Origin of the sequence: Rahnella inusitata, assembly GCF_018288855.1 — a bacterium.
Lineage (GTDB): Bacteria > Pseudomonadota > Gammaproteobacteria > Enterobacterales > Enterobacteriaceae > Rahnella > Rahnella inusitata.
The window spans coordinates 2554978-2576920 of sequence record NZ_CP065024.1; the positions used below are offsets into that span (position 1 = coordinate 2554978).

Genomic DNA, 21943 nt, shown 5'->3' on the forward strand with positions numbered 1-21943 from the left:
AGCATGAACCTTGAAACGATTTTGAAGCATTTTTCTCCGAAAGGCCTGTCAATCAGCGACAGTTCCCGCGCTACCGCGAGTGATGCGCTGAATATCACTGACATTATGGCGGCGCTGGGCATGACGCAGAGCGGCGCTGAATTCGGGCTGCGCTTGTTCCTGGCAAAAGCAGGGATCAGCGATCAGGACCGTGCGATAGCGATCGGCATGCTTACTCAGTACGCCAAACAACACGCGCCGAAGCATATCGGGAAGGTCGCCGGGCGCCGCATGGCCCAGTGTCTCCGAATTATGGCCACAATGGCGTTTGAAGATTATGCCCGGTCGGCAGCGGCCACGTCTGATTGTCCGTGCTGTTCCGGTACCGGGTTTTTGAAAGAGAAGAGAACCTTTATAAATCAGTTGGCAATTGACCGCCGCGAATATCTTGAGGCTTTGCCGGGCAATTTAGGCCTGCTTTACCGCGATGAAATGAAGTCCAAAACGGAAGGCGAAGAGATAGTTGATGTCATTTGCCAGCCGTGCAAAGGAAAGGGTGTTATATCGAGCCGATGCCGTTGTAACGGGACCGGAAAAGTAGTCGATCGGGAGAAGTCGATTCTGATGGGGCTGCCGGTAGAAAAGGAATGCCCGCGCTGTCATGGTGTTGGTTATTCCCGCCTGCCAGCGTCAGTAGCGCACCGCGCCGTGAAAGCCTTGCTTCCTGACCTGCCGGAGAGAACGTGGAACAACAGCTGGAAACCATTTTACGAAAAGCTGATCACTAAATGCTTCATTGAGGAGTCGGCAGCAGAGTCGGAATTTAAAAAGGTTACCCAGTGATTTAGACGTTGCAAAAGTTGCCGAATCTGGCTAGATTTATCCCAATGATGGAAAATTATACCTGATATCAAGCCTCGGCACTCGCCGGGGCTTTGTCATTTCTAGGGCTGCCAAATGGGCGGCCTTTTTTTATGCCCTCAATTCGGTTGTGAGGACAGCAACAGCGATAAGGGGTTTATCAATGTCTGATCCATTGTCTGGCGCTGGTGTCACTGTGGCACTTACAGGCGTCAGTATATTCGGATGGGTTAGCGGTCTGGACTATGGCGTAGTTTTCGGTTCCTTTGCTGGCGCTATGTTCTATGTCACCTCAGCCACTGACCTTACTCTTCTTCGCCGGGCCTCTTATTTCTGTGTGTCCTTCATGGTGGGGCTTTTCGGGGCTGGCGTGACGGGTTCGAAATTATCTTCATGGCTCGGATACAGCGATAAACCATTGGATGCTCTGGGCGCGTTAATCCTTGCAGCAATAGCAGTTCAGCTGCTGACCTTTGCGAGCAACAGAGCGAAAAACCCAACATCACTGATTGATCGGTGGAGGGGGAACAGTGGTAATAAATGACCCGCTGGTGATTGGCAACGTAGTGCTTTGCAGCCTGGTTGTCATTCGCCTCAGCTTCTTCCGTAAGAAGGGCGCTACCCATCGGACGTGGGCTTCATGGCTGGCATACCTGCTGATCCTGGCATATGCGACGGTACCGCTCCGATTCATGTTCGATCACTACACCAGCACCCACTGGGCGGCTTTCGCAATCAACGCGATCATCTGCGTTGCTGTATACCGAACCGGTGGCAACGTCGCCAAACTATTCAGCGCGCTGAGACATCCACAATGACAAAAGACCAATTTACCAAGGCGGCTTCCCTGAGCGCCGACTTAGCCGCGCGCTGGTATCCGCATGTGGTGTCCACGATGGCTGAATTCGATATTTCAACTCCAGCGCGCCAGGCGGCATTCATTGCGCAGGTGGGACATGAGTCTGGCGGCTTTAAGAAGCTGTGGGAGTCTTTCGACTATTCCGTTGAAGGTCTAAAAATCTTCGGAAAACGGCTCACAGATTCTCAGCGTCAACAACTCGGACGGCAAGCCGGTGAGCCGTATGTGCCAATGGAAAGGCAGAAGGCTATTGCTAACCTCGTCTATGCAGGCAGGTTCGGTAACAAAGCCGCTGGAGACGGTTATAAATTCCATGGTCGTGGCCTGAAACAGATCACGTTCCTCGATAACTACCTGGCCTGTGGCCGCGCGCTGGGTCTTGATTTGATCGGAAGTCCAGATCTGTTGCATCAGCCGGAATATGCGGCGCGGTCGGCGGGCTGGTTCTGGAAGGCAAACAACTGCAACAGCTTTGCCGACTCAGGCGACTTTGTGGGGCTGACCAAACGAATCAACGGTGGCGTAAATGGTCTGGCCGATCGGCAGGCTCGTCTGGCAATTGCCCAGAAAGCGCTGGGCATCTGAGAGGCACGACGTGGAAACATCATTGTTCGCTGCTGTGCTTAAGGCTTACTGGAAATCGGCTGTTGCCATATTACTGGCCGCCGCGCTGGTCTGGTGGATTGAGGGGCTGCGCTGGGACGCTGACGTGTCAAAGTTGAAAGCGACCCACACAGCGGAGCTGAAGAAATTCAGTGATCAGGCAGTGATTGACCTGACCAACCAGAAGAAGCGCACCGAAGCGGCACAAACCGCACTGGCGGCGCTGGATGCCAAACACACGAAGGAATTAGCCGATGAACAGGCCAATAATGACAGGCTGCGCGCTGATGTCGCTGCTGGCACTCGCCGGGTGCGGATCGCGGCAGCAAACCTTGCCACCTGCGAGCTTGTCGGGAACAGCACTACCGGAACCGGCGGCGTGGGCGATGCAGCACAAGTCGAACTCTCTGGCGCTGGTGGACGGGCTGTTCTCGATCTCCGAGCCAGCACAATCAAAGACGACCAAGTGATCCAATACCTTCAGGGCTATGCGGCTGAAGCCCAGAAACGATGCAGGGTAAACTGAAATTGAAATCCAAGAGTGATAACTACTAATAAAAAGAAGTCGTTTATAATCGCGACTCATCACTCAGGAGATCATTCAATGAAGAAAGAAATTATTAGGAACAATGCTTCGCATGAAGCTGGCCACTGGCTAACAGGTTGGATTCTCGGTCAGTCTAGCCAAAGTATTCTTATCTCCTGTGAATCAAATGGTCCGGATTCTTATTGCGAAAGGAAACCTCATCCAAACTTCCTGAATTTAAGCGAGATAAACGAAAATCTTGGACATCGAGTAATTAATTTACTTAGCGGCGCCAAAGCTGAATGTTTGGTTATGGGGGAATTCAAACACGAAATCTATAAGGATCTCGTGAGTGATTACAAGGGTGCATGGCCTGACTACTTTATGGCAAGTGAGCTCTTTCGCTACTATTACAGATCTATTCCTGAGATTTCTAGAAAGTCTTTTGAGGAGGAATGGCGCGAGTTAGAGAGAAAATGCGAAGAGATTATTTTATCCAATATTCAATTCATTAACTCTGTTACTTCTGCAGCAATTGAAAAGGCCAAACTTTCACCACTTACGGTTACTTTTTCTTTTGAAGAAATGATAGATATTTTTCACAACTCTAAATGAGCTGAACCGCCTACAGGCGGTTTTTTTATGGGGGCAAAGTGTCTCGAGTTTTCTATTCAACTCCATTCAGGTCTGGTGATATAGGCGGCGGGTTAAACGAAACTATATCACTTCTTCCTGATAATGCCTGGATTTGCATTCGTGACGCTGACACGATGTTCCTTACGCCCCAGCAGCAAAAACAAATTGCCGACATAGCTGGCGCTGATCCCGCGTTCGATGTGATCGGATGCATGACTAACCGGCTCCGATCTCCATACCAGACGCATGGCGGTCAACTCAGCGATGAACCGGATATTCGAGTTCACCTGCAGATTGCCGAAGAACTTGAAAGCCGTCACTGGGGCGAACTGGTGGAGCTACCCGCGCCAGAAGTTGTAGCCGGAATGCTGATGCTATTTCGCGTTTCTCTCTGGCAGAAAATTAAGTTTCAGCAGCGATCCATCTATTTCGACAAACAGTTCTGCGCTGCAGTGCGTGCGGCTGGCGGTAAGCTGGCAATAGCGCGCGGCATCTACCTGTTTCATCTTTACCGGTTCGGGAAGCCGAATCCCTGCGATTACACGGCGCATTTAACATGACAAAGATTGGTATCGGGATCACCACACACAACCGCTATGACGTGTTCAGTAAGACGCTGGCGGAAATAAAACGTCTGGCACCTGCTGGCGCTGAAATCATCGTTGTTGATGATGCGAGTGATAAGCCGGTACCAGAGGCAACCTACCGGTTCGCGCGGAACGTGGGTATCGCCGCGGCAAAGAATAAGTGCTTCGAGTTGCTGGAAGGTTGCGATCATATCTTTCTTTTTGACGACGACACTTACCCGCTGGTTGAAGGCTGGCATCAACCATACGTCGCCAGCCATGAGCCGCACCTGATGTACATCTTTCAGGACTTTGCAACCGGCACCAAACTTAACGACACCATCAAGATTTATCAGGACAGCGAGATCACCGCCTGGTCACACGCGCGCGGCTGCATGCTGTACTTCAAGCGCATCTGTCTCGATGTTGTCGGCGGTATGGATCCGGTGTTCGGTAAGTGGGGCTGGGAACATCCGAACCTGTCCGAACGAATTTATAACGCTGGCCTTACGTCATTCCGATATAGCGACGTGACGAACAGCGCTGGCCTGTTCTGGTCTGCTGACGAGCATCAGGTGGTTCAGTCCACTGTTGCCGGGCCTGACCGTTCAGTGATGATCACCCGCAACCGGCCAATCTATGAGGCGAACCGAGACAGTGACCGGTTCGTGCCATACAAACCGGCAGCAGGTGAAGACGTGATCATTACCACCTACTTCACCGGGCAGCCTGACCCACAGCGCGGTGAGGTGTGGAAGCCTGACTATGAAGAACTGCGACCGCTGATTGACTCAATGCGCGGTAAGAAGCTGGTGATTCTGCATGACTGCTTCGATGTTGCAGACAGCGACACAGTGCAGCACATCAGGGTTGAAACCAGCCTCTCACCTTACTGGCAACGATGGGTAAGCATCCTTCAATACCTCCACCGGAACCCGACCACGCGTCGGGTTTTTTGTGTCGATGGTACCGACGTGGAGATGCTCAACAATCCATTCGACAACATGGGCGCTTATCTCTACACCGGTGATGAACCGGAGAAGGTTGACTGTCCGTGGATGCGCAACCATCACCCGGCTGCTTTCCTTCAGTCATTCATGCGCAGCAATGCGAACCACACGCTGCTGAATGCTGGCTTGCTGGGTGGCAATCGTGACGTGGTGATCGCGTTCATTACGAAGATGCTGCGTTACTGGTCGGACAACGTGAGCGATGTGCATTACCGCAAGGCGATGACCGTCGGTGATAGCGACATGGGCCTGTTCAACTATACGGCTCTGACGTTCTTCCGCGACCGGCTGCAGCACGGGCAGCAGGTGAACACGGTGTTCAAACGATTCGAGCGCACCGGCGCCAGCTGGTTCAGACACAAGTGAGGCAACATGAAGAAGCATATTCAGTTAGCAAAGCTTTATAAGGGAAAGGAGTTCTTTGGTTATGGCCTGGCTGTTGATGGCGAATTGCTTGAACAGCAGGTCGATACCAACATCAGCACCAAGCCGAATGAGTTGCCATATATCACTGCCAGCTTTTACCTCAAAGAACAGCAGGCAGAGAACCCTATCATCATTGACCTCGATCAGCGTGAGACGGAATAAAAGAGCCTATGCCTCCTCGCATACCACGCGCATGCCGCAAGCATGGGTGTCGTCACACTACCATTGACCGTTCTGGCTACTGCCCTGAGCACATCAATACCGGATGGGAGAACCATCAGCAGGGTAAGACCAGACAGGAGCGCGGTTATGGTGCCAACTGGGACAAGCTTCGTCCTCTCATCCTTGCGAGAGATAAGCACCTGTGCCAGGAACATAAACGACAGGGCAAGCCAGTACCCGCGACAACAGTCGACCACATTCTTGCAAAGGCAAAAGGCGGGACAGATGACCCAGCCAACCTTGAGAGCCTGTGCTGGCCGTGCCACCGAAAGAAAACTGGGCGCGACCGGCTCGGATGATATCTATTCTCATTTGCTGGGGAGGGGCGGGCAAAAAGTTCAGAGCCCAGGCCCTGCCGAACCGCCGCCTAAGTTTTTGTCGCACGCCCGCAGGTTACAAATCTTTTTTAGGGGTCCCCTGAGGATCGATTAATTGGAGTTTTCAATCATGTCTGGACCGCCGAGAACCCCGACGGCTCTACGTTTGGTCAAGGGTAACCCATCGAAACGGGCCTTGAACAAGGCAGAGCCAAAACCTCCTTCTGGGGTCCCCCCAATTCCGAAGCATTTTAACAAGCAGGAAAAGTACTGGTTCAAACGGATCGGGGAAGAGTTGGATTGCTCCAGTGTGATCACCAAGCTTGATGGCATGGCGCTGGAACTTCTCATCGGCGCGTATGTTGAATGGCGAAAACATCGCGATGTGATCGACCAAGTTGGAGAGACTTACAACGTAACGAACATGCAGGGTGAAACGTTAGTAAAAGCCCATCCGCAGGTTGCGATGATGTCCGATGCCTGGAAACGTTTGCGGGCAATGATGTCTGAATTCGGCATGACCCCCGCCGCTCGCAGTAAAGTCAGCAGCGAAGGTAAAGGGGAAGCCGACCCACTCGAAGAATTTTTGAAAAAGCGCAAATGATGAATGGCAACGGTTTCGGATGGTATCCAGTACGCCGAGCGCGTGCTATCCGGCGAGATTGTTGCTGGCGAACTGGTGCGGCTTTCGTGCCAACGATTCCTTAACGATTTAGAGCATGGGCCGGAACGCGGCGTCTACTTCAGCGAGGATCGCGCACAGCACATCCTCGATTTCTATAACTTCGTCCCACACGTAAAAGGTGCACTGGCAGGCAAGCCGATAGAGTTAATGGCCTGGGACATCTTCATTCTCATAAACCTGTTCGGGTTCGTGATCCCTCTGATCGACGAAATGACCGGTGAACAGATGTTTGACGATGACGGCGACGCGATCATGGTTCGCCGTTTTCGCACTGCTTACAACGAGGTGGCGCGCAAAAACGCCAAGTCTACGCTCTCTTCGGGCATCGGCCTGTACATGACCGGCGCGGACGGCGAGGGCGGCGCAGAAGTCTATTCAGCGGCAACCACACGCGACCAGGCACGCATCGTTTTTGATGATGCAAAGAACATGATCAAGAAAGCACCTCGTTCGCTGGGCCGTTTGTTCGGTCATGTAAAACTCAACATTCACCAGGAGCGCTCCGCCTCCAAGTTTGAGCCACTTTCCAGCGATGCGAACAACCTCGACGGTCTGAATATCCATTGCGGGATCGTCGATGAGCTCCACGCTCACCGCACACGTGATGTCTGGGACGTGCTGGAAACGGCCACCGGTGCCCGTCTGCAGTCTTTGCTTTTTGCCATCACAACAGCAGGTTCAAACAAAGAGGGGATCTGCTTTGAGCAGCGCGACTACGCCATAAAGGTGTTGCGCGGTGTGGTAGATGACGACACTTACTTTGCTGTCATTTACACACTGGATGAAGACGACGACCCGTTTGATGAAAAGAACTGGCCGAAGGCAAATCCGGGGCTGGGGATCTGTAAGCGCTGGGACGACATGCGTCGCCTGGCGAAAAAAGCGAAAGAACAGGTCGCCGCTCGCCCGAACTTTTTCACCAAGCACCTCAATATCTGGGTGACGGCGGAAAGCGCCTGGATGGACATGGACCGCTGGGATAAGTGCGGCGACATTGCCCCGGATGAAGAACTGGTTAACTGGCCGCTTTGGGTTGGCATCGACTTAGCCAACAAGATAGACATCTGCGCCGCGGTTAAAACGTGGCTTGCACCTAATGGTCACACCCACACCAAGTCGAAATTCTGGCTCCCCGAAGGACGACTGGAAACCGCGCCGAAGCATATTTCTGAGCTTTACCGGAAATGGGCGGATGCCGGATATCTGGATTTAACCGATGGAGACGTTATCGATCACGGCTATATCAAAGCCGAGGTAGAAGCCTGGGTGAAAGGTGAAAGCCTGAAAGAAATAGCCTTCGACCCGTGGAGTGCAACCCAGTTTAGCCTGGCGCTGGCCGAAGAGGGATTACCGCTGGTCGAAGTTGCCCAGACGGTAAAAAACCTGTCTGAATCCATGAAGTCAGTTCAGGCCGACGTCTACGGCAGCAAGATCCACCACGACGGCAACCCGGTAATGACGTGGATGATGTCAAACGTCACCGTTAAGCCTGACAAAAACGACAACGTGTTCCCGAATAAATCAACGCCGGAAAATAAAATCGATGGGCCGGTGGCGCTGTTCACCGCCAAAAGCCGGTTACTCGTCAACGGTGGTGATGATAAGCAGGACTTAACCGACTTCTTCGAAGATCCGATAATGATAGGTGTCTGATGAAATCCAAAAAACAACCGGGGCGCGTAAAGAGCGCCCTTTTAAATTGGCTCGGTGTACCTATCAGTTTGACCACCGGCACGTTTTGGCAGGAATGGATGGGTACCAGCAGCAGCGGTAAAACGGTGACCGTCGATAAGGCGATCATGCTGTCAGCTGTCTGGGCCTGCGCGCGGTTGCTAAGCGAATCAGTCTCAACGTTGCCACTGAAAGTCTATAAGCGGGAAAAGGACGGTTCGCGCGCTCTGGCCACCGATCATCCGGCCTATAAAGTGCTCTGTAAACAGCCCAATGGAGAAATGACGCCGTCCAGATTCATGCTGATGCTCGTAGCCAGTATCTGTATGCGGGGTAATGCCTTCATCGAAAAGCTGATGATCGGGCAAAAGGTTGTTGGTCTTAACCCGCTTCTTCCTCAAAACATGGTCGTTAAGCGCCTCGATAACGGGCAGCTGCAGTACACCTATACCGATAAAAACGGTAAGCGTGATATCCCCGTGAAAAACATGATGCACATTCGCGGGTTCGGCCTGGACGGTGTCTGCGGCATGATGCCGATGATGGCTGGGCGGGATGTTATTGGTTCGGCCATGGCGGTTGAAGAATCTGCCGCGAAAATCTTTGAAAACGGCATACAGAACTCAGGGTTCATCAGCGCTAAGAGCGATATAAACCCAGAACAGAGAGCGCGTTTAAAGCAAAACTTGAACACGTTTGTAGGTTCAAAGAATGCCGGTAAGGTCATGGTGCTTGAAGGCGACATGACCTATCAGGGTGTAACGATGAACCCCGAGGCAGCGCAGATGCTGGAGAGCCGCTCCTTCAGTATTGAAGAAATCTGCCGCTGGTTCCGGATCCCGCCGTTTATGGTCGGGCATATGACCAAGCAAAGCAGCTGGGCATCCAGCGTCGAAGGCATGAACCTTTTATTTCTGACTAACACGCTGCGCCCGCTGCTGGTCAATATCGAGCAGGAGATAGCGCGCTGCTTGCTGGGTAATGATGAAGATTATTTTGCCGAATTCTCTGTGGAAGGTTTACTCCGCGCTGACAGCGCCGGGCGCGCGGCTTATTACACTACCGCCTTGCAGAATGGCTGGATGAGCCGCAACGACGTCCGCCGGCTGGAAAATCTGCCTCCGATCCCGGGCGGCGACATTTACACCGTGCAGCTGAACCTCACCGCGCTTGAAGATTTACGCCAAAACAACCAGGCAGCCAGAGCGAACGCACTGCTCGAGCTCCATAACCAACTGTTCCCCGATATTTCTTTCGAACATTCCCCGCTGAAAAAGGCGGCTTAGGAGCCAACCCATGTCATTAAAGAATCTTCCGGCAGCGCCGGAGGGGCGCCCGTGCGCGAAAGTCACCAGTGAACTATCACCGGCCGCTTTGGATCGCTGGGACGGTGGCATTAAGGCTGCCAACAGCAACGACAACACGATCTCTATTTTCGATGTCATTGGTTCTGATTACTGGGGGGAGGGTGTTACCGCTAACCGAATTGCTGGCGCTCTTCGCTCAATGAACGGGGAAGACGTCACGGTGAGCATCAACTCGCCGGGCGGTGACATGTTCGAAGGGCTGGCAATCTATAACCAACTCCGAGAATACAGCGGCAAAGTCACCGTAAAGGTGCTGGGCATCGCCGCTTCTGCAGCATCGATTATCGCCATGGCCGGTGACGAGGTGCAGATTGGTCGCGGCGCGTTTCTCATGATCCACAATTGCTGGGTCGTCGTGGTTGGAAACCGGCTTGACCTCGCGCGCGCGGCTCAGGATATGGAGCCCTTCGACCGGGCAATGCAGGATATTTATTCCGCCCGCAGCGGGCTTGATGCCGAAACGGTGTCAGGAATGATGGACAACGAAACATATATCGGCGGCAACGATGCGGTCGAGAAAGGTTTAGCTGACCGGCTTTTGTCGGCGGATGAAATCTCCGATGGAGACGAAAGCCCTGCAGCAGCGCTGCGAAAACTCGACGCGCTGCTTGCCAAGGCCAATACGCCGCGCTCAGAACGCAGAAAACTTCTCAAATCTTTATCTGCCAGTACGCCGGGCGCTACTGACAATCAACAAGGTAAGCCGAGCGCTACCGACTCACCAAACCCTGAAGACCTCAAACAACTTGAAAACGCGCTGGCCGCGTTCGGCAAATAAGGAAACACCATGTCCGAAGTAAATGAAATCCTGAAAAAAGTAACCGCTAGCATTGAAGAAGCCAACGGTAAATTCAGCGCCAAAGCTGAAGAGGCGCTGACTGAGGCACGTAAATCCGGCACGCTCTCTGCAGAAACCAAAGCCGCAGTAGACCAGATGGCGTCTGAGTTCAATGCTCTGCGCGAAGCTGAAAAAACTCTTAAATCGGCGCTGGGTGAGTTGGAGCAGCACGTCGCGCAAATGCCTCTGAACAATGCCGCTAAGGTTGCCGAGACCGTGGGTAAAGTGGTGATCAGCTCAGAAGCGCTGAAGAACTTTGCGGCGAGCGTTGAAGGCGGCAAGCGTGTAAACATTCCTGTGAATGCGGCGTTGCTGTCCACGGATGTTGCCGACGGCGTTGTCGAGCCTCAGCGTTTACCAGGCATCGATACTGCGCCGAAACAGCGTTTGTTCATCCGCGATCTGATTGCTCCGGGCCGTACCGGCGCCCCGGCGATTTTCTGGGTGCAGCAGACCGGTTTCACCAACGCGGCGAAGGTTGTTGCTGAAGGAACCACCAAGCCTTACAGCGGCATTGAATTCGCCACAAAAATCACCCCGGTCACCACCATTGCACACATGTTCAAAGCATCGAAACAGATCCTCGATGACTTTGCGCAGCTGCAATCAACGATTGATGCAGAAATGCGTTACGGCCTGAAATATGTTGAAGAGCAGGAAATTCTGTTCGGCGACGGTACCGGCGTACACCTTCACGGCATCGTGCCTCAAGCCTCTGCGTTCGATCCGGCATTTTCGGTAGAGCAGCAGAACGGCATCGATGATCTGCGTCTGGCAATGTTGCAGGCACAGCTGGCGCGCTTCCCTGCATCCGGCCATGTCCTGCACTTTATCGACTGGGCTAAAATCGAACTGACCAAAGACACGCTGGGCCGCTACATTCTGGCGAACCCTTCAGCTCTGACGGGTCCTACATTGTGGGGCTTGCCGGTCGTGGCCACAGAAACTGCCGCCTTCCAGGGTAAATTCCTGACGGGTGCCTTTAATGCCGCCGCTCAGTTGTTCGACCGTGAAGACGCCAACGTGGTGATCAGCACCGAGAACGCCGACGATTTCGAAAAGAACATGATTTCGATCCGTTGCGAAGAGCGTCTGGCGCTGGCAGTTAAACGCCCGGAAGCCTTCATTTATGGTTCCTTCTCAGGTGTCCCAACCACCTAATCTGCTTTCATCTCATAAGCGGCCGCATGGCCGCTTTTATTTGTGGTGATCACAATGAAATTAATCGCAATTAAGCCGATTTATCACAACAGCAACGTTGTGGTAGAGCAGGAAACCTTTGAAACCAATGAACAGCATGGGCGTGAACTGGTCGCTAAGGGGTATGCAGTTGAAGTGCAGGTAAATCTTCCGTCATCTGGCTTGGTGCCGGATGGCGAAGAAAATAATCTGCCAGAGCCAGAGCCAGAGCCAGAGCCAGAGCCAGAGCCAGAGCCAGAGCTAAAAACAAAGAAAAAATAGGGCGGAATTATGCTGACAATCGATAAGGCAAAGCATCACTGCAATATTGAGCAGGAATTCACTGAAGATGATGATTGGTTCGATGTTCGCATTAAGGCTGCTGTCCGATATGTCGAGAACTATACCCGCCGCAAAATGTATTACGAAGAAGCTGATCCAGCATATTTACTGGACCCTGACGCCTTGCTTTATGGGGAGGATATTGAAACAGCCATGCTCCTTCTCATTGCGCATTGGTATGAGAACCGCGAAGCGGTAAACGTGGGCAATACCACGAGCACCTTTGATTTTGCTGTCGAAGCGCTTCTTCAACCCTATCGGATATACGGCCTATGAAATCGGGGAGAATGCGGAACCGCATTATGCTGCAAAAGCCCGGAGAAGGGCGTTTGCCGTCAGGGCAGCCCAGTACCGGCTGGGTTGATGTCAAATCCGTGCGTGCGGATATCTCTGATATCTCTGGTCGGGAATTATTGGATTCAGGCGCTGAAGTAGCTGGTACCACCACGCGCATTTGGATCAGGAAATATCCTGATGCGGTGCCGACGGCAGCTTGGCGGATTGTTCATCTTCCACCTACCGGCAGCAATGAAGTTTACGATGTGAAATCAGTGCTCAGCGGCGAAAATGGCACGCGTCTTGAGATTCTTTGTGAGAAGGGGATAAAGCAATGATCGGAGCCAATCTGGATTTTAGCGACCTTCTTAACTTGGCGGAAGATTTGGCCGTTCTGAGCAAAGCTGAAACCAAAAAGGTACTCAATCAGGCCGCGCGGGCTGGCGCTGAAGTGATCCGTGACGCTGTAGAAGAAGGCGCGCCGAAACGCACCGGGAAGCTGGCACGCAACATTGTCGTGGTGAGCCGTAAGTCGGGGCCGGGTGAAGCGGTGGCCGGTGTTCATATTCGCGGTACCAATCCCAACGGAACGAACAGCGATAACACAACGAAGGGAGCCAGCCGTAATAACGCCTTTTACTGGCGCTTCATCGAGCTCGGCACGTCAAAGATGCCCGCAAACCCCTTCGTTCGCCCTGCCTACGATACCAATCAGGAACTGGCGGCACAGGCGGGGTTTGATGAGCTGAACAAGGCCATTGATGAGGTATTGTCAAAATGACCGAAGCCGATATTTACCCTCTGATCGGCGGGCTGTGCACCGGTAAAGTTTTTCCCTATGTCGCGCCACAAGGCACCGTTGCGCCGTGGCTGGTGTTCAGCCTGCCGTCAGATAATGAGGATGACGTCATGTGCGGGCAGTCCGGGGCGTCGTCGAACTCCGTTCAGATTGACGTTTATGCCACAACGATAGACGAGGCAACGGCTATCCGGGCTCAGGCCAAAGAAGCGCTCAAGCCTTTAATGCCAACCTCCCTCATGGGTACCAAAGGTTACGAATCTGACACCGGCTTATACCGGGCGACGATCGAAGTTCAAATCTGGGAATAGTTTCACTCACCCCAATCAGCCGCCTCCGGGCGGTTTTTTTATGTCTGGAGATCATCACATGGTCAGTAAGTACGAAAAAACGCAGGGAACCACCGTCAGTATTTCCAGTGCCCCGGCGACTTTACCAAATCCCGTTGGCGCTACCTGGATTGATGCCCAATGCGCCATGAAGGAAATCAGCTTCACCGGGGGTCAGAAGTCAGATATTGACGTCACCACGCTGTGCTCAACCGAACAGGAACAGACGAACGGTCTGGCGGCCCCCGCTGAAATGACGCTGTCCCGCAACTGGGCTGGCAGCGAAGCCGCGCAGGAAGCCCTGCAAACGGCATACGAAAACGACGAGATCCGCGCGATTAAAGTCGTTTTCCCGTCAGGCAACGGCTTTGCCTATCTCTGCGAAGTTCGCCAGAGCTCATGGAGTGCATCGACGTCCAGCTTGGTCACCGCGTCGTACACGCTGCGCATCAAGGGCAAGCCTGAGCGTATCCGTCCGGCAACAACCTAAGCGGCTTCGGCCGCTTTTTTTTATTACCTGAAACTTACCGGGGAAATTAATGAGCAAAGTTAAATCAGCCGTATCACTTCGCACGCTGGCGCTGGCGCCGCTGTCGGGTTTTCGTAAGAAAGTTGTGACCGTTCCTGAATGGGGTGATGCAGCAGTGACGATCCGCGAGCCCTCCTCTAAGGGATGGATTGAATGGCAACAGGTCATCAGCCCCGAAGTGCCGGAAGGTCAGGAGCCGGTAAAAATGACACCGGCGCAGACCGTTCACCGCAACATGCAGGCCGACGTCATTCTCTTTATCGATGTGCTTTTAGACGAGAACGACCAGCCAGTCTTCAAAGAGGAAGATCGGGCGCAGGTCGAAAAGATTTACGGTCCGGTGCATTCCCGTTTGCTTAAGCAGGCGCTGGAACTTAGCACCACGGCGGAAGCCGCTGAAAAAAAGTCAGAGAGCCCGGCACCTTCTTCTTAATGACGCTGGCGCTCAGGCTGGGGCGCACGTTGCATGAGCTGAAAAATACACTTCCTGCCAGTGAGCTGAAGTTGTGGATGGAGTTTGACCGCATCAGCCCGATCGGGGACCGGCGCGCCGATCTGCATGCCGCACAAATCACCGCCGCCGTATTCAACGCTCAGGGCGGCAAGGTCAGTCTTGATGATGCCCTGCTTCAGTGGCAGGTGGACGAAGTGGAAACAGAAGAAAACGGCCTCGAAGGATTCCTCGGCAAGCTTGCAGATTAACACCCGCTCCGGCGGGTTTTTTTATGGGTGAAATATGGCAACGCTGCGCGAACTAATTATTAAAATCTCTGCTAATTCCACGTCGTTTCAAAGTGAAATAGCCCGCGCCTCGCGTATGGGTGAAAACTATTACAGAACGATGGAGCAGGGAAGCCGCAGGGCAGAGTCCGCATCGCGTCAAAGCCAGCGCGCAATCGCCGACCTTAACGGCCAGTTATCGGGCATCAGTGATACTGCCAAAGATATGGCGGGGATTTTCGCCGGTGCATTCGCCACCGGCCACCTGATCAATCTTGCCGACGAATGGAATCAGGTTAATGCCCGTTTAAAACAGGCATCTCAATCGACAGAAGATTTCAGCAATAACCAAAAAGCGCTGATGGCCATTAGCCAGGTGACCGGCACGGCCTTTGGGGATAACGCCAGCCTGTTTGCCCGTTCCGCTGCCTCGATGCGGGAATTCGGGTATTCCTCGCAGGATGTTTTGAAAATCACCGAGTCAGTTTCGACCGGGTTAAAGCTGTCCGGGGCAAGTGCGGAAGAAAGCAGCTCTGTCATTACACAGTTCAGCCAGGCGTTAGCGCAGGGCGTTCTGCGCGGCGAAGAATTCAACGCCGTGAACGAGGCGGGCGATCGTGTGATCCGCGCGCTGGCGGCGGGCATGGGCGTAGCCCGAAAAGATTTAAAGGCGATGGCCGATCAGGGCCAGCTCACGATCGACAAAGTAGTGCCCGCGCTCATCAGCCAGCTCGGCACATTACGTGGCGAGTTTGCCAGCCTCCCGGCGTCTGTCAGCGGGTCAGTAACGAAAGTTGAAAACGCCTTTCAGGCATGGGTTGGCGCGCAGAATCAGGCAACCGGCGTCACCGCTTCGCTGAGCGGTCTGCTGGACGGTCTCGCGAACAACATGGATCAGGTCGCCTCTACTCTCGGCGTTCTGGTGGGTATTGGCGCGGCGCGCTTCTTTGGCAACATGGCGTCAGGCGTCGGTACAGCCACCACGCAAATGATCGCGGCGCAGCGGGCTGAAGTTGCTCTGGCTGCTGCACAGGTTCGCGGCACGCAGATTTCCACTGCCCGCGCCCGTGCAACAGTTTACCGAGCTCAGCAAGCTAAGGCAGCAGCCTTAAGCGCTGACCAGCAAGCCGCAGCAGAGAGAAGATTAACGGCTGCACAAGCTCAACTAACAAGAAATATGGCTGCCCGCGAGGCAGCGCAGACCCGTCTCAACTCAATTTCATCGATAGGTGCTCGTCTCGGGAGTGGCCTTTTAGGCGCGGTTGGAGGAATACCGGGTATTGTTTTAGGGATCGGCGCTGCATGGCTTTATACATCGCAGCAAAATGAACAGGCGAGAAGAGAGGCCCAAGAATACGGTAAGGCTATTGAAGATATTAGGCAAAAAACCAAATCAATGGGCTTAACCGATGCATCAGATAATATCCCTAAAGCACAATCTGCTTTTGCTGAACAAAATAGACTCATTGAGGAACAGAGTAAGAAAGTTAAATCTCTTCAAGGCGACATAAATACATTAAATGAGGCGCGTAATAACCCTTCATATAGTGGCTATGTTAAAGATGCCGATTTAATTAGTTCGGTAACAGCTGTAACAGCAAAGCTTGCGGTTGAGCAAGAACGTCTTAATCAGATGCAATCAAAGTCTGACGAAATTCAGTCTGTTTTGGCTGGTTTGGAATACCGCCGCATTGAATTAATTCGGCAGCAGGCCGCCGAGCAAAATACCGCTTATCAGTCCCTGTTGATGATGAACGGCCAGCACACTGAATTTAACCGCCTTCTCTCCCTTGGTAATACGCTGCTTCAGTCCCGTGCCGGTCTGGTCAATTCGCCGATGCGCGTGCCGCAGGCGGACGTATCAACCAAGGATCAGCAGAGCCTGCAGCAGAGGCAGCAGCAGGCTGAACTCGCAGGCCTGACCGGTCTGGCGAAAGTACGCAAGCAGGCGCAGTTTGATCTGGAGAAAATGGGGAAAACTGGTGCTGAAAATGCCACGTACTCCATCCAGTACACCAAAGCCTTAGAAGACGAATACAACAACACCCAGCGGTTATCGGACGCCAAAAAAGGCGCGAGTGCCGCAACCAAAGAGCAGAACAAAGCCGAGCGGGAAGCCGCGGCGCAGGCAGAGCAGTACACCCGAAAGATGGCCGATCTGAGTGTGGCCATTGAGGTGCAAAGGGTCAGAGCGACTGAGGGTGAAAAGGCCTCCGAACTTTATGCTGCGTCTCACCAAACCGGTACCAAATGGACGGAAGCGCAAATCAAGGCGATCCGCGAATCATCTGAAGAACTGGCGAAGTGGAATCAGAAAGCGGATGAAACCGTCAGAAAGCAGCGTGAGCAGGCCGACGCGCTGAAAGACCTCACTGACGCCGCCAGAAAATACCGGGACGAAACCGCGCTGACGACGGAGACGGCTGGCCTCAGTGACCGTCAGCGCTCTCGGTTTGATGAAACGCAGCAGGTTAACCGGGTATTCGCCAAAACCGACCAGGGCGCAGCTGCTATCTCAGCGCGCAACGCTGCACTGACAGAACTGGACAATAAGTATAAGGCAACGGCGGCAGCTGAAGCTGACTGGATGTCCGGCGCTTCTCGGGGTTACAGCAACTGGCTGGAAGAAATCAGTAACGTGTCCGGCACTGTTTCCGATGGTGTTAAAGCCACGATGGATAGCGCCTTCTCAAATGTGACCTCCATGCTCGAAGGCAACAAAGTCAGCTGGAAGTCATGGGGCGTTTCTGTTCTGCAGGTCATCGAGAAAGTGGCGCTCCAGATGGCGGCGGTGAGCCTGATGGGCGGAAGCAGTGGCAGTTCAGCGTGGGGAGGGCTTTTGGGTACGATTGCAGGTGGCGCGGCCAGTTACTTTGGCGGCGGTGCCGCGGCATCCTCCTCAAATGCATTTTCCTCAGGTTCTTACAGCAATCTCTCGTTCAATGCGAAAGGCGGCGTTTACGACTCTCCATCCCTGAGCTCTTTCAGTAACGGGGTATACAGCTCACCCACTATGTTCGCCTTTGCGAAAGGTGCGGGCGTATTTGGTGAAGCGGGGCCAGAAGCGATCATGCCACTGACTCGCGCTGCAGATGGCTCATTGGGTGTCAGGGCGCTGGGTTCAGGCGGCTCAGGTTCAGGCGGCGCGCCGCAGGTTTACATCACGATAGACAGCAGCGGCAATGCCAGTACGGAATCCTCGGGCGGCTGGGAACAGTTCGGCACGCAGATCGCCAACTATGTAAACCAGTTATACCAGCAGAACAAGGCGAAGGATTTGCGACCGGGCGGCGACATCTGGAACGCAATGAAAAACAGCAGGTGATCATGGCTATTCAAACATTCACGTGGTGCCCACGCTTAAATGCCGAAGCCGATACTACATTTCGAACCAGGAAGGTGCAGTTCGGCGACGGATATATGCAGGTTGCTGGCGATGGTTTAAACACCAAAAGTCAAAAGTGGACGCTTAGTTTCACCGGTAATGAAAATTACATCGGTGCGATTAAAACGTTTCTGGATGCGCATCAGGGGACAGCGGCATTCCTTTGGAAACCGCCGCTCGAACCATTGGGCATGTTCCGCTGCGACACTTATAAACCCACGGCGCTCGGTGCGGACAAATTCAACCTCGATGCCACTTTCGAACAGGCGTTTAAACCATGAGCATTAACAGCGATTATCAGAAACTCGAGCCGGGCAACAAAGTCCGGCTTTTTGAAGTCGATGGCACGGCGTTCGGTGTTGGAGATATTCTCCGGTTTCATTCCTACAACATCCCACACACCGAAGCGGAAATCGAAGCGACAAACCCGGTCAGTCCGATCCGTTTGAATAAACCGGTATTGGATAGTCGGGTCACCTTCACCCGTGCTGGCGCTGCCAGTTATATCGGTCAGGATGGGAAAATATACCAGGCCGCCGCGAATCAGTGGCCGCTTGAATATCAGGGTAGTGAGGGAAGGACAGATCCTGAACCAGCCTCATCAAATAGGCTCCTACAAAGTTCAGCTCTAAATAATGCAGTCTGGTCAGGAACGAGCGTTAATGTAATTTATGGAGGTGTGGCCCCAGATAGCTCTTTAACTAGTTCGAAGATGGTTCCTCTTAGCAGTGGGTCATCATCAAGGTCTAGAAATCAAAGCATTCAGGGAGCAGTTTCTCAGGATGAGAAATATGCTCTGTCAGTGTTTGCTAAGTCATCTGGATACAATTATCTGCAATTTACTTGGTCAGCTGGCGCGACAGGTATTAGCGGAGCCTTCATAAATTTTGATTTAACCAATGGTACAACTTACAACCCCAGCGGGTTAGATGTGACTATCTTCCCTATTGGTGGTGGATGGTATTATTGCTCAGCTGTTGTTCCTGTAACTGGCAATGCTTCAGCCAGTAAATTACTCGCTTTCGGGTTAGTCCCTACATTAACCAGTGCTAGGAATTCAGCGTGGACTGGTGATGGAATAAGTGGGATAGAATTGTGGGGAGCGCAAATAGAATTATCTGACAGACCCACTAGTTACATGCCAACTCTAACTGCTGTGGCAAACCGTCCTGCAGCAACCGCATTAATTCCTGCCAACGGTGCTTCAGGAGTAAAAATAACTTACTCAAACGGAGACACGGCGAACCTCTCGTTCGGTTCTGCGAGTTCAATTGCATTACCGGCGGCAAGCCAGCCGTGGGGAACGCGCTACATCACTGGTATTGAATATGTAGGGGGCGTTCCGACCTATGATGAGTCGAAACTTCCGGCGAAATCTATCTGGTGGCAGGGTATAGAGTATGCGGCATGGCCTTGCCAGATAGAGGGGATTGAGTCCTCAACTACCGGGAGCAGCGCACAGCCGAAACTTACCGTTGCCAATCTTGACGGCTCTATCACCGCCCTATGTCTGGCTTACGACGACATGCTTCAGGCCAAAGTTTCTATCCATGACACGCTGGCAAAGTATCTCGATGCGCGAAACTTCCCGGAGGGTAATACATCGGCGGATCCGACACAGGAAAAGCTTAAGGTTTATTACATCGACAGTAAAAGCGTAGAGACAAAGCTTCAGGTCGAATTCACCCTCAGCAGCCCGATGGATTTACAGGGATTACAGATCCCCACACGCCAGCTGCATTCCCTCTGCACCTGGTGTATTCGCGGTAAATACCGTTCAGGTGACGGCTGCGATTATGCCGGTACCCGCTATTTTGACAAATTCAACAAACCGGTTAGCGATCCGTCACTGGACGTATGTAGCGGTAACCTCACAGGCTGCAAACTCCGGTTCGGGGAAAACAACGAGCTTTCCTTCGGCGGTTTCCCTGGCACATCTTTACTTAGGACATGATCATGAAACAGAAGATTATCGATGAGATTATGGCTCATGCCGAGGCCGAGTATCCGCGGGAATGCTGCGGCGTGCTGGCGCAGAAGTCACGTGTCATAAAGTATTTCCCCTGCCGTAATATGGCCCCAGAACCAACGGAACATTTTCATCTCGATCCTGAGGGCTATGCTGGCGCTGAGGACTGGGGAGCTGTTATCGCCATTGTCCACAGCCACCCGGACGCGACCACGCAGCCGAGCGAGCTGGATAAAGCGCAGTGTGATGCCACTGAAATACCCTGGCATATTGTGAGCTGGCCAGAGGGGGATCTTCGCACTATCCAGCCACGCGGTGACCTTCCGTTGATTGAACGCCCGTTTGTGCTGGGCCATAGTGACTGCTGGGGGCTGGTGATGAGCTATTACCGGCAAACGCACGGGTTAGAGCTGAAGGATTACCGCGTTGATTATCCGTGGTGGGAAAGTCAGTATCTGGACAACTTCTATCAGGAATGCTGGCACGAATGCGGATTCAGGGAATTCTCAGGAGACCCGATGCCGGGGGACATGGTGATCATGCAGGTGCAGTCGGATAAGTGGAACCATGCGGGGATTTTACTCGAGGGGAATATGCTTCTTCACCACATGTACGGCATGCTCAGTCAGCGGGTGCCTTATGGCGGTTATTGGCGTGAAAGGACGATGAAAATTGTCCGGCACAAAAATTTATTTAGCTTTGCTGATTTAGATTAAACATTGCCTTACTATTTTCTATTGCTATCATTTCCTCATTAACCCAGAGGGAAGAAAATGAGAAAACTTTTAATAGCGATAGGCGCGTTTGTTTTGGTGGGGTGCTCCACTAGTCCTGTTCCTGTCAACAAGGCTGATGCTGCGCCGTCTCAGAGAGTGTTGAAATATCAATCACCACATAATGGGGATACGAAGCTGACAGTTATTCGAGATAGTGGAATAACAGGGAGTGCCTGCTACGCATCTGTATTTGTAAATGGTGATAAGGCGGCATTACTCAACACTTCCGAGAAAGCGACTTTATACCTGCCTCCCGGCGAATATGAGATAGGAACCGCATTTGATGGTTCAGGATTCTGTTCTATGGGAAAAGAAAGGCAAGAGCGCACTGTCGTTTTGAAATCTAATCAGTCAAAAGTAGTTAGGATTTTTACTGATGGTAGTGGAAATTTGGACATAAAGCCTTCTACTCTTTAACGAACAATATAAAATATAGGCCACCTTAGGGTGGCTTTTTTTTGGTGAAAAAATGAACGAAGAGATGACTCAAATTTTATTAGGTGGTTCTTTAGGTAAAATATTTGGGAAGAGACATCTGCGAGCAGTTAAAACAACCAAAGAAGCAATTAAAGCACTGTGCTGTACGATTAATGATTTCGAACGTTACCTCAATAGCAGTAAAGCAAGAGGAATTACCTACGCTGTATTTCGTGGAAAAGAAAATATAGGAGAAGATGACTTAGGTTATCCGGTGACGGGGGAGGTTATTAGAATAGTTCCTATAATTATCGGAAGTAAAAAAGCCGGGCTATTTCAAACCATACTTGGTGCGGTTCTCATAGCGGCGGCGTTTGTAGCGTCGTTCACGCCATTAGCTGCAGCGTCGCCATTCCTGTATGCAATGGGGGCATCAATGGCTTTGGGCGGGGTGATTCAGTTGTTATCCCCCCAAGCTTCCGGCCTCGCCAGTAAACAAGACTCAGCTAACCAAGCTTCCTACGCGTTCGGTGGGGTGACGAACACTGCCTCACAGGGTTATCCGGTTCCTCTTGGTTATGGCCGCCGTCGTGTGGGTGGGGCGATCATATCAGCGGGCATTTACGTTGAAGATCAGCAGTAAATCCCTCCAATTC

The 21943-nt window shown here is 52.6% G+C and carries 28 protein-coding genes and 2 pseudogenes; all 30 read left to right on the forward strand.

The window, feature by feature from the left end:
* Nucleotides 1–3: 3 nt before the first annotated feature.
* The 30 genes and pseudogenes from I2123_RS12040 to I2123_RS12185 all read left to right on the forward strand — a co-directional run bounded on the left by I2123_RS12040 (nucleotide 4) and on the right by I2123_RS12185 (nucleotide 21930).
* Complete coding sequence (locus I2123_RS12040) at nucleotides 4–822, forward strand: antitermination protein (RefSeq protein ID WP_213050533.1); 819 nt, start codon at nucleotides 4–6, stop codon at nucleotides 820–822.
* Nucleotides 823–1003: 181 nt separating this feature from the next.
* Nucleotides 1004–1384: a phage holin family protein gene (locus I2123_RS12045; RefSeq protein WP_213050534.1), complete on the forward strand. Its 381-nt coding sequence runs from the start codon at nucleotides 1004–1006 to the stop codon at nucleotides 1382–1384.
* Nucleotides 1371–1658 carry a phage holin family protein gene (locus I2123_RS12050; protein ID WP_056769639.1) on the forward strand — a complete coding sequence of 96 codons (288 nt, stop codon included), beginning with the start codon at nucleotides 1371–1373 and terminating at the stop codon, nucleotides 1656–1658. Before I2123_RS12045 ends, I2123_RS12050 begins: the two co-directional genes overlap by 14 nt.
* The gene (locus I2123_RS12055) at nucleotides 1655–2284 is read left to right on the forward strand and encodes a glycoside hydrolase family 19 protein (RefSeq protein WP_213050535.1); all 630 of its coding nucleotides are present in this window, start codon (nucleotides 1655–1657) and stop codon (nucleotides 2282–2284) included. Before I2123_RS12050 ends, I2123_RS12055 begins: the two co-directional genes overlap by 4 nt.
* 10 nt (nucleotides 2285–2294) lie before the next feature.
* Nucleotides 2295–2828 (forward strand): lysis system i-spanin subunit Rz, encoded by a 534-nt coding sequence (locus I2123_RS12060; RefSeq protein WP_244879809.1) that lies wholly within the window; start codon nucleotides 2295–2297, stop codon nucleotides 2826–2828.
* A 78-nt stretch (nucleotides 2829–2906) separates the two neighbouring features.
* Nucleotides 2907–3443 carry a hypothetical protein gene (locus I2123_RS12065; protein WP_213050537.1) on the forward strand — a complete coding sequence of 179 codons (537 nt, stop codon included), beginning with the start codon at nucleotides 2907–2909 and terminating at the stop codon, nucleotides 3441–3443.
* Nucleotides 3444–3481: 38 nt separating this feature from the next.
* Complete coding sequence (locus I2123_RS12070) at nucleotides 3482–4024, forward strand: hypothetical protein (protein ID WP_213050538.1); 543 nt, start codon at nucleotides 3482–3484, stop codon at nucleotides 4022–4024.
* Nucleotides 4021–5406, forward strand: coding sequence for a glycosyltransferase family 2 protein (locus I2123_RS12075; RefSeq protein WP_213050539.1), 1386 nt, complete (start codon nucleotides 4021–4023; stop codon nucleotides 5404–5406). Before I2123_RS12070 ends, I2123_RS12075 begins: the two co-directional genes overlap by 4 nt.
* A gap of 6 nt (nucleotides 5407–5412) precedes the next feature.
* A complete protein-coding gene (locus I2123_RS12080; protein ID WP_213050540.1) occupies nucleotides 5413–5628 on the forward strand; it encodes a hypothetical protein in 216 nt (71 codons plus the stop codon).
* An 8-nt stretch (nucleotides 5629–5636) separates the two neighbouring features.
* The gene (locus I2123_RS12085; protein WP_122096098.1) at nucleotides 5637–5987 is read left to right on the forward strand and encodes an HNH endonuclease; all 351 of its coding nucleotides are present in this window, start codon (nucleotides 5637–5639) and stop codon (nucleotides 5985–5987) included.
* 148 nt (nucleotides 5988–6135) lie between these two features.
* On the forward strand, nucleotides 6136–6609 hold the full coding sequence (locus tag I2123_RS12090) for a phage terminase small subunit P27 family (protein WP_056771850.1): 474 nt from the start codon (nucleotides 6136–6138) through the stop codon (nucleotides 6607–6609).
* Between the two features lie 3 nt (nucleotides 6610–6612).
* Nucleotides 6613–8343 carry a terminase large subunit gene (locus I2123_RS12095; protein WP_213050541.1) on the forward strand — a complete coding sequence of 577 codons (1731 nt, stop codon included), beginning with the start codon at nucleotides 6613–6615 and terminating at the stop codon, nucleotides 8341–8343.
* Nucleotides 8343–9647 carry a phage portal protein gene (locus I2123_RS12100; RefSeq protein ID WP_056769650.1) on the forward strand — a complete coding sequence of 435 codons (1305 nt, stop codon included), beginning with the start codon at nucleotides 8343–8345 and terminating at the stop codon, nucleotides 9645–9647. Before I2123_RS12095 ends, I2123_RS12100 begins: the two co-directional genes overlap by 1 nt.
* A 10-nt stretch (nucleotides 9648–9657) precedes the next feature.
* Nucleotides 9658–10506 carry a head maturation protease, ClpP-related gene (locus I2123_RS12105; protein ID WP_056769652.1) on the forward strand — a complete coding sequence of 283 codons (849 nt, stop codon included), beginning with the start codon at nucleotides 9658–9660 and terminating at the stop codon, nucleotides 10504–10506.
* Between the two features lie 9 nt (nucleotides 10507–10515).
* Nucleotides 10516–11727 carry a phage major capsid protein gene (locus tag I2123_RS12110; protein WP_056769654.1) on the forward strand — a complete coding sequence of 404 codons (1212 nt, stop codon included), beginning with the start codon at nucleotides 10516–10518 and terminating at the stop codon, nucleotides 11725–11727.
* A 54-nt stretch (nucleotides 11728–11781) separates the two neighbouring features.
* On the forward strand, nucleotides 11782–12027 hold the full coding sequence (locus tag I2123_RS12115; RefSeq protein WP_213050542.1) for a DUF7210 family protein: 246 nt from the start codon (nucleotides 11782–11784) through the stop codon (nucleotides 12025–12027).
* 9 nt (nucleotides 12028–12036) lie between these two features.
* Nucleotides 12037–12363: a head-tail connector protein gene (locus tag I2123_RS12120; RefSeq protein WP_213050543.1), complete on the forward strand. Its 327-nt coding sequence runs from the start codon at nucleotides 12037–12039 to the stop codon at nucleotides 12361–12363.
* 11 nt (nucleotides 12364–12374) lie between these two features.
* Nucleotides 12375–12701, forward strand: coding sequence for a phage head closure protein (locus I2123_RS12125; protein ID WP_274611826.1), 327 nt, complete (start codon nucleotides 12375–12377; stop codon nucleotides 12699–12701).
* A complete protein-coding gene (locus I2123_RS12130) occupies nucleotides 12698–13144 on the forward strand; it encodes an HK97-gp10 family putative phage morphogenesis protein (RefSeq protein WP_056769658.1) in 447 nt (148 codons plus the stop codon). The genes I2123_RS12125 and I2123_RS12130 overlap by 4 nt, the downstream gene beginning before the upstream one ends.
* Nucleotides 13141–13473 (forward strand): tail completion protein gp17, encoded by a 333-nt coding sequence (gene gp17 / locus I2123_RS12135; protein ID WP_213050545.1) that lies wholly within the window; start codon nucleotides 13141–13143, stop codon nucleotides 13471–13473. The genes I2123_RS12130 and gp17 overlap by 4 nt, the downstream gene beginning before the upstream one ends.
* Nucleotides 13474–13531: 58 nt before the next feature.
* Entirely contained in the window at nucleotides 13532–13981 is a 450-nt protein-coding gene (locus I2123_RS12140) for a phage tail tube protein (protein WP_213052506.1), read from the forward strand.
* 49 nt (nucleotides 13982–14030) lie between these two features.
* On the forward strand, nucleotides 14031–14453 hold the full coding sequence (locus tag I2123_RS12145; RefSeq protein WP_213050546.1) for a phage tail assembly chaperone: 423 nt from the start codon (nucleotides 14031–14033) through the stop codon (nucleotides 14451–14453).
* On the forward strand, nucleotides 14453–14722 hold the full coding sequence (locus I2123_RS12150) for a phage tail assembly protein T (protein ID WP_136376758.1): 270 nt from the start codon (nucleotides 14453–14455) through the stop codon (nucleotides 14720–14722). The genes I2123_RS12145 and I2123_RS12150 overlap by 1 nt, the downstream gene beginning before the upstream one ends.
* Before the next feature lie 34 nt (nucleotides 14723–14756).
* A complete protein-coding gene (locus I2123_RS12155) occupies nucleotides 14757–18065 on the forward strand; it encodes a phage tail tape measure protein (protein WP_213050547.1) in 3309 nt (1102 codons plus the stop codon).
* Nucleotides 18066–18067: 2 nt separating this feature from the next.
* Nucleotides 18068–18406, forward strand: coding sequence for a phage tail protein (locus I2123_RS12160; protein WP_213050548.1), 339 nt, complete (start codon nucleotides 18068–18070; stop codon nucleotides 18404–18406).
* A pseudogene (locus I2123_RS25795) lies at nucleotides 18403–19239 on the forward strand (phage head spike fiber domain-containing protein); the annotation flags it as partial. The gene I2123_RS12160 and the pseudogene I2123_RS25795, both read left to right, overlap by 4 nt.
* Before the next feature lie 237 nt (nucleotides 19240–19476).
* Nucleotides 19477–20079: pseudogene (locus tag I2123_RS12170) on the forward strand (phage minor tail protein L); the annotation flags it as partial.
* Nucleotides 20080–20081: 2 nt separating this feature from the next.
* The gene (locus I2123_RS12175) at nucleotides 20082–20810 is read left to right on the forward strand and encodes a C40 family peptidase (protein ID WP_213050549.1); all 729 of its coding nucleotides are present in this window, start codon (nucleotides 20082–20084) and stop codon (nucleotides 20808–20810) included.
* A gap of 57 nt (nucleotides 20811–20867) precedes the next feature.
* Nucleotides 20868–21287 carry a hypothetical protein gene (locus I2123_RS12180; protein WP_213050550.1) on the forward strand — a complete coding sequence of 140 codons (420 nt, stop codon included), beginning with the start codon at nucleotides 20868–20870 and terminating at the stop codon, nucleotides 21285–21287.
* Nucleotides 21288–21339: 52 nt separating this feature from the next.
* A complete protein-coding gene (locus I2123_RS12185; RefSeq protein ID WP_213050551.1) occupies nucleotides 21340–21930 on the forward strand; it encodes a tail assembly protein in 591 nt (196 codons plus the stop codon).
* Nucleotides 21931–21943 lie beyond the last annotated feature (13 nt).

Excerpts from the sequence above, each read along its gene's own strand:
- I2123_RS12040 (WP_213050533.1), top strand. The coding sequence starts at position 4 with ATGAACCTTGAAACGATTTTGAAGCATTTTTCTCCGAAAGGCCTGTCA.
- I2123_RS12045 (WP_213050534.1), top strand. The coding sequence starts at position 1,004 with ATGTCTGATCCATTGTCTGGCGCTGGTGTCACTGTGGCACTTACAGGC.
- I2123_RS12055 (WP_213050535.1), top strand. The coding sequence starts at position 1,655 with ATGACAAAAGACCAATTTACCAAGGCGGCTTCCCTGAGCGCCGACTTA.
- I2123_RS12065 (WP_213050537.1), top strand. The coding sequence starts at position 2,907 with ATGAAGAAAGAAATTATTAGGAACAATGCTTCGCATGAAGCTGGCCAC.
- I2123_RS12075 (WP_213050539.1), top strand. The coding sequence starts at position 4,021 with ATGACAAAGATTGGTATCGGGATCACCACACACAACCGCTATGACGTG.
- I2123_RS12080 (WP_213050540.1), top strand. The coding sequence starts at position 5,413 with ATGAAGAAGCATATTCAGTTAGCAAAGCTTTATAAGGGAAAGGAGTTC.
- I2123_RS12085 (WP_122096098.1), top strand. The coding sequence starts at position 5,637 with ATGCCTCCTCGCATACCACGCGCATGCCGCAAGCATGGGTGTCGTCAC.
- I2123_RS12090 (WP_056771850.1), top strand. The coding sequence starts at position 6,136 with ATGTCTGGACCGCCGAGAACCCCGACGGCTCTACGTTTGGTCAAGGGT.
- I2123_RS12095 (WP_213050541.1), top strand. The coding sequence starts at position 6,613 with ATGGCAACGGTTTCGGATGGTATCCAGTACGCCGAGCGCGTGCTATCC.
- I2123_RS12100 (WP_056769650.1), top strand. The coding sequence starts at position 8,343 with ATGAAATCCAAAAAACAACCGGGGCGCGTAAAGAGCGCCCTTTTAAAT.
- I2123_RS12105 (WP_056769652.1), top strand. The coding sequence starts at position 9,658 with ATGTCATTAAAGAATCTTCCGGCAGCGCCGGAGGGGCGCCCGTGCGCG.
- I2123_RS12110 (WP_056769654.1), top strand. The coding sequence starts at position 10,516 with ATGTCCGAAGTAAATGAAATCCTGAAAAAAGTAACCGCTAGCATTGAA.
- I2123_RS12115 (WP_213050542.1), top strand. The coding sequence starts at position 11,782 with ATGAAATTAATCGCAATTAAGCCGATTTATCACAACAGCAACGTTGTG.
- I2123_RS12120 (WP_213050543.1), top strand. The coding sequence starts at position 12,037 with ATGCTGACAATCGATAAGGCAAAGCATCACTGCAATATTGAGCAGGAA.
- I2123_RS12125 (WP_274611826.1), top strand. The coding sequence starts at position 12,375 with ATGCGGAACCGCATTATGCTGCAAAAGCCCGGAGAAGGGCGTTTGCCG.
- I2123_RS12130 (WP_056769658.1), top strand. The coding sequence starts at position 12,698 with ATGATCGGAGCCAATCTGGATTTTAGCGACCTTCTTAACTTGGCGGAA.
- gp17 (WP_213050545.1), top strand. The coding sequence starts at position 13,141 with ATGACCGAAGCCGATATTTACCCTCTGATCGGCGGGCTGTGCACCGGT.
- I2123_RS12140 (WP_213052506.1), top strand. The coding sequence starts at position 13,532 with ATGGTCAGTAAGTACGAAAAAACGCAGGGAACCACCGTCAGTATTTCC.
- I2123_RS12145 (WP_213050546.1), top strand. The coding sequence starts at position 14,031 with ATGAGCAAAGTTAAATCAGCCGTATCACTTCGCACGCTGGCGCTGGCG.
- I2123_RS12150 (WP_136376758.1), top strand. The coding sequence starts at position 14,453 with ATGACGCTGGCGCTCAGGCTGGGGCGCACGTTGCATGAGCTGAAAAAT.
- I2123_RS12155 (WP_213050547.1), top strand. The coding sequence starts at position 14,757 with ATGGCAACGCTGCGCGAACTAATTATTAAAATCTCTGCTAATTCCACG.
- I2123_RS12160 (WP_213050548.1), top strand. The coding sequence starts at position 18,068 with ATGGCTATTCAAACATTCACGTGGTGCCCACGCTTAAATGCCGAAGCC.
- I2123_RS12175 (WP_213050549.1), top strand. The coding sequence starts at position 20,082 with ATGAAACAGAAGATTATCGATGAGATTATGGCTCATGCCGAGGCCGAG.
- I2123_RS12180 (WP_213050550.1), top strand. The coding sequence starts at position 20,868 with ATGAGAAAACTTTTAATAGCGATAGGCGCGTTTGTTTTGGTGGGGTGC.
- I2123_RS12185 (WP_213050551.1), top strand. The coding sequence starts at position 21,340 with ATGAACGAAGAGATGACTCAAATTTTATTAGGTGGTTCTTTAGGTAAA.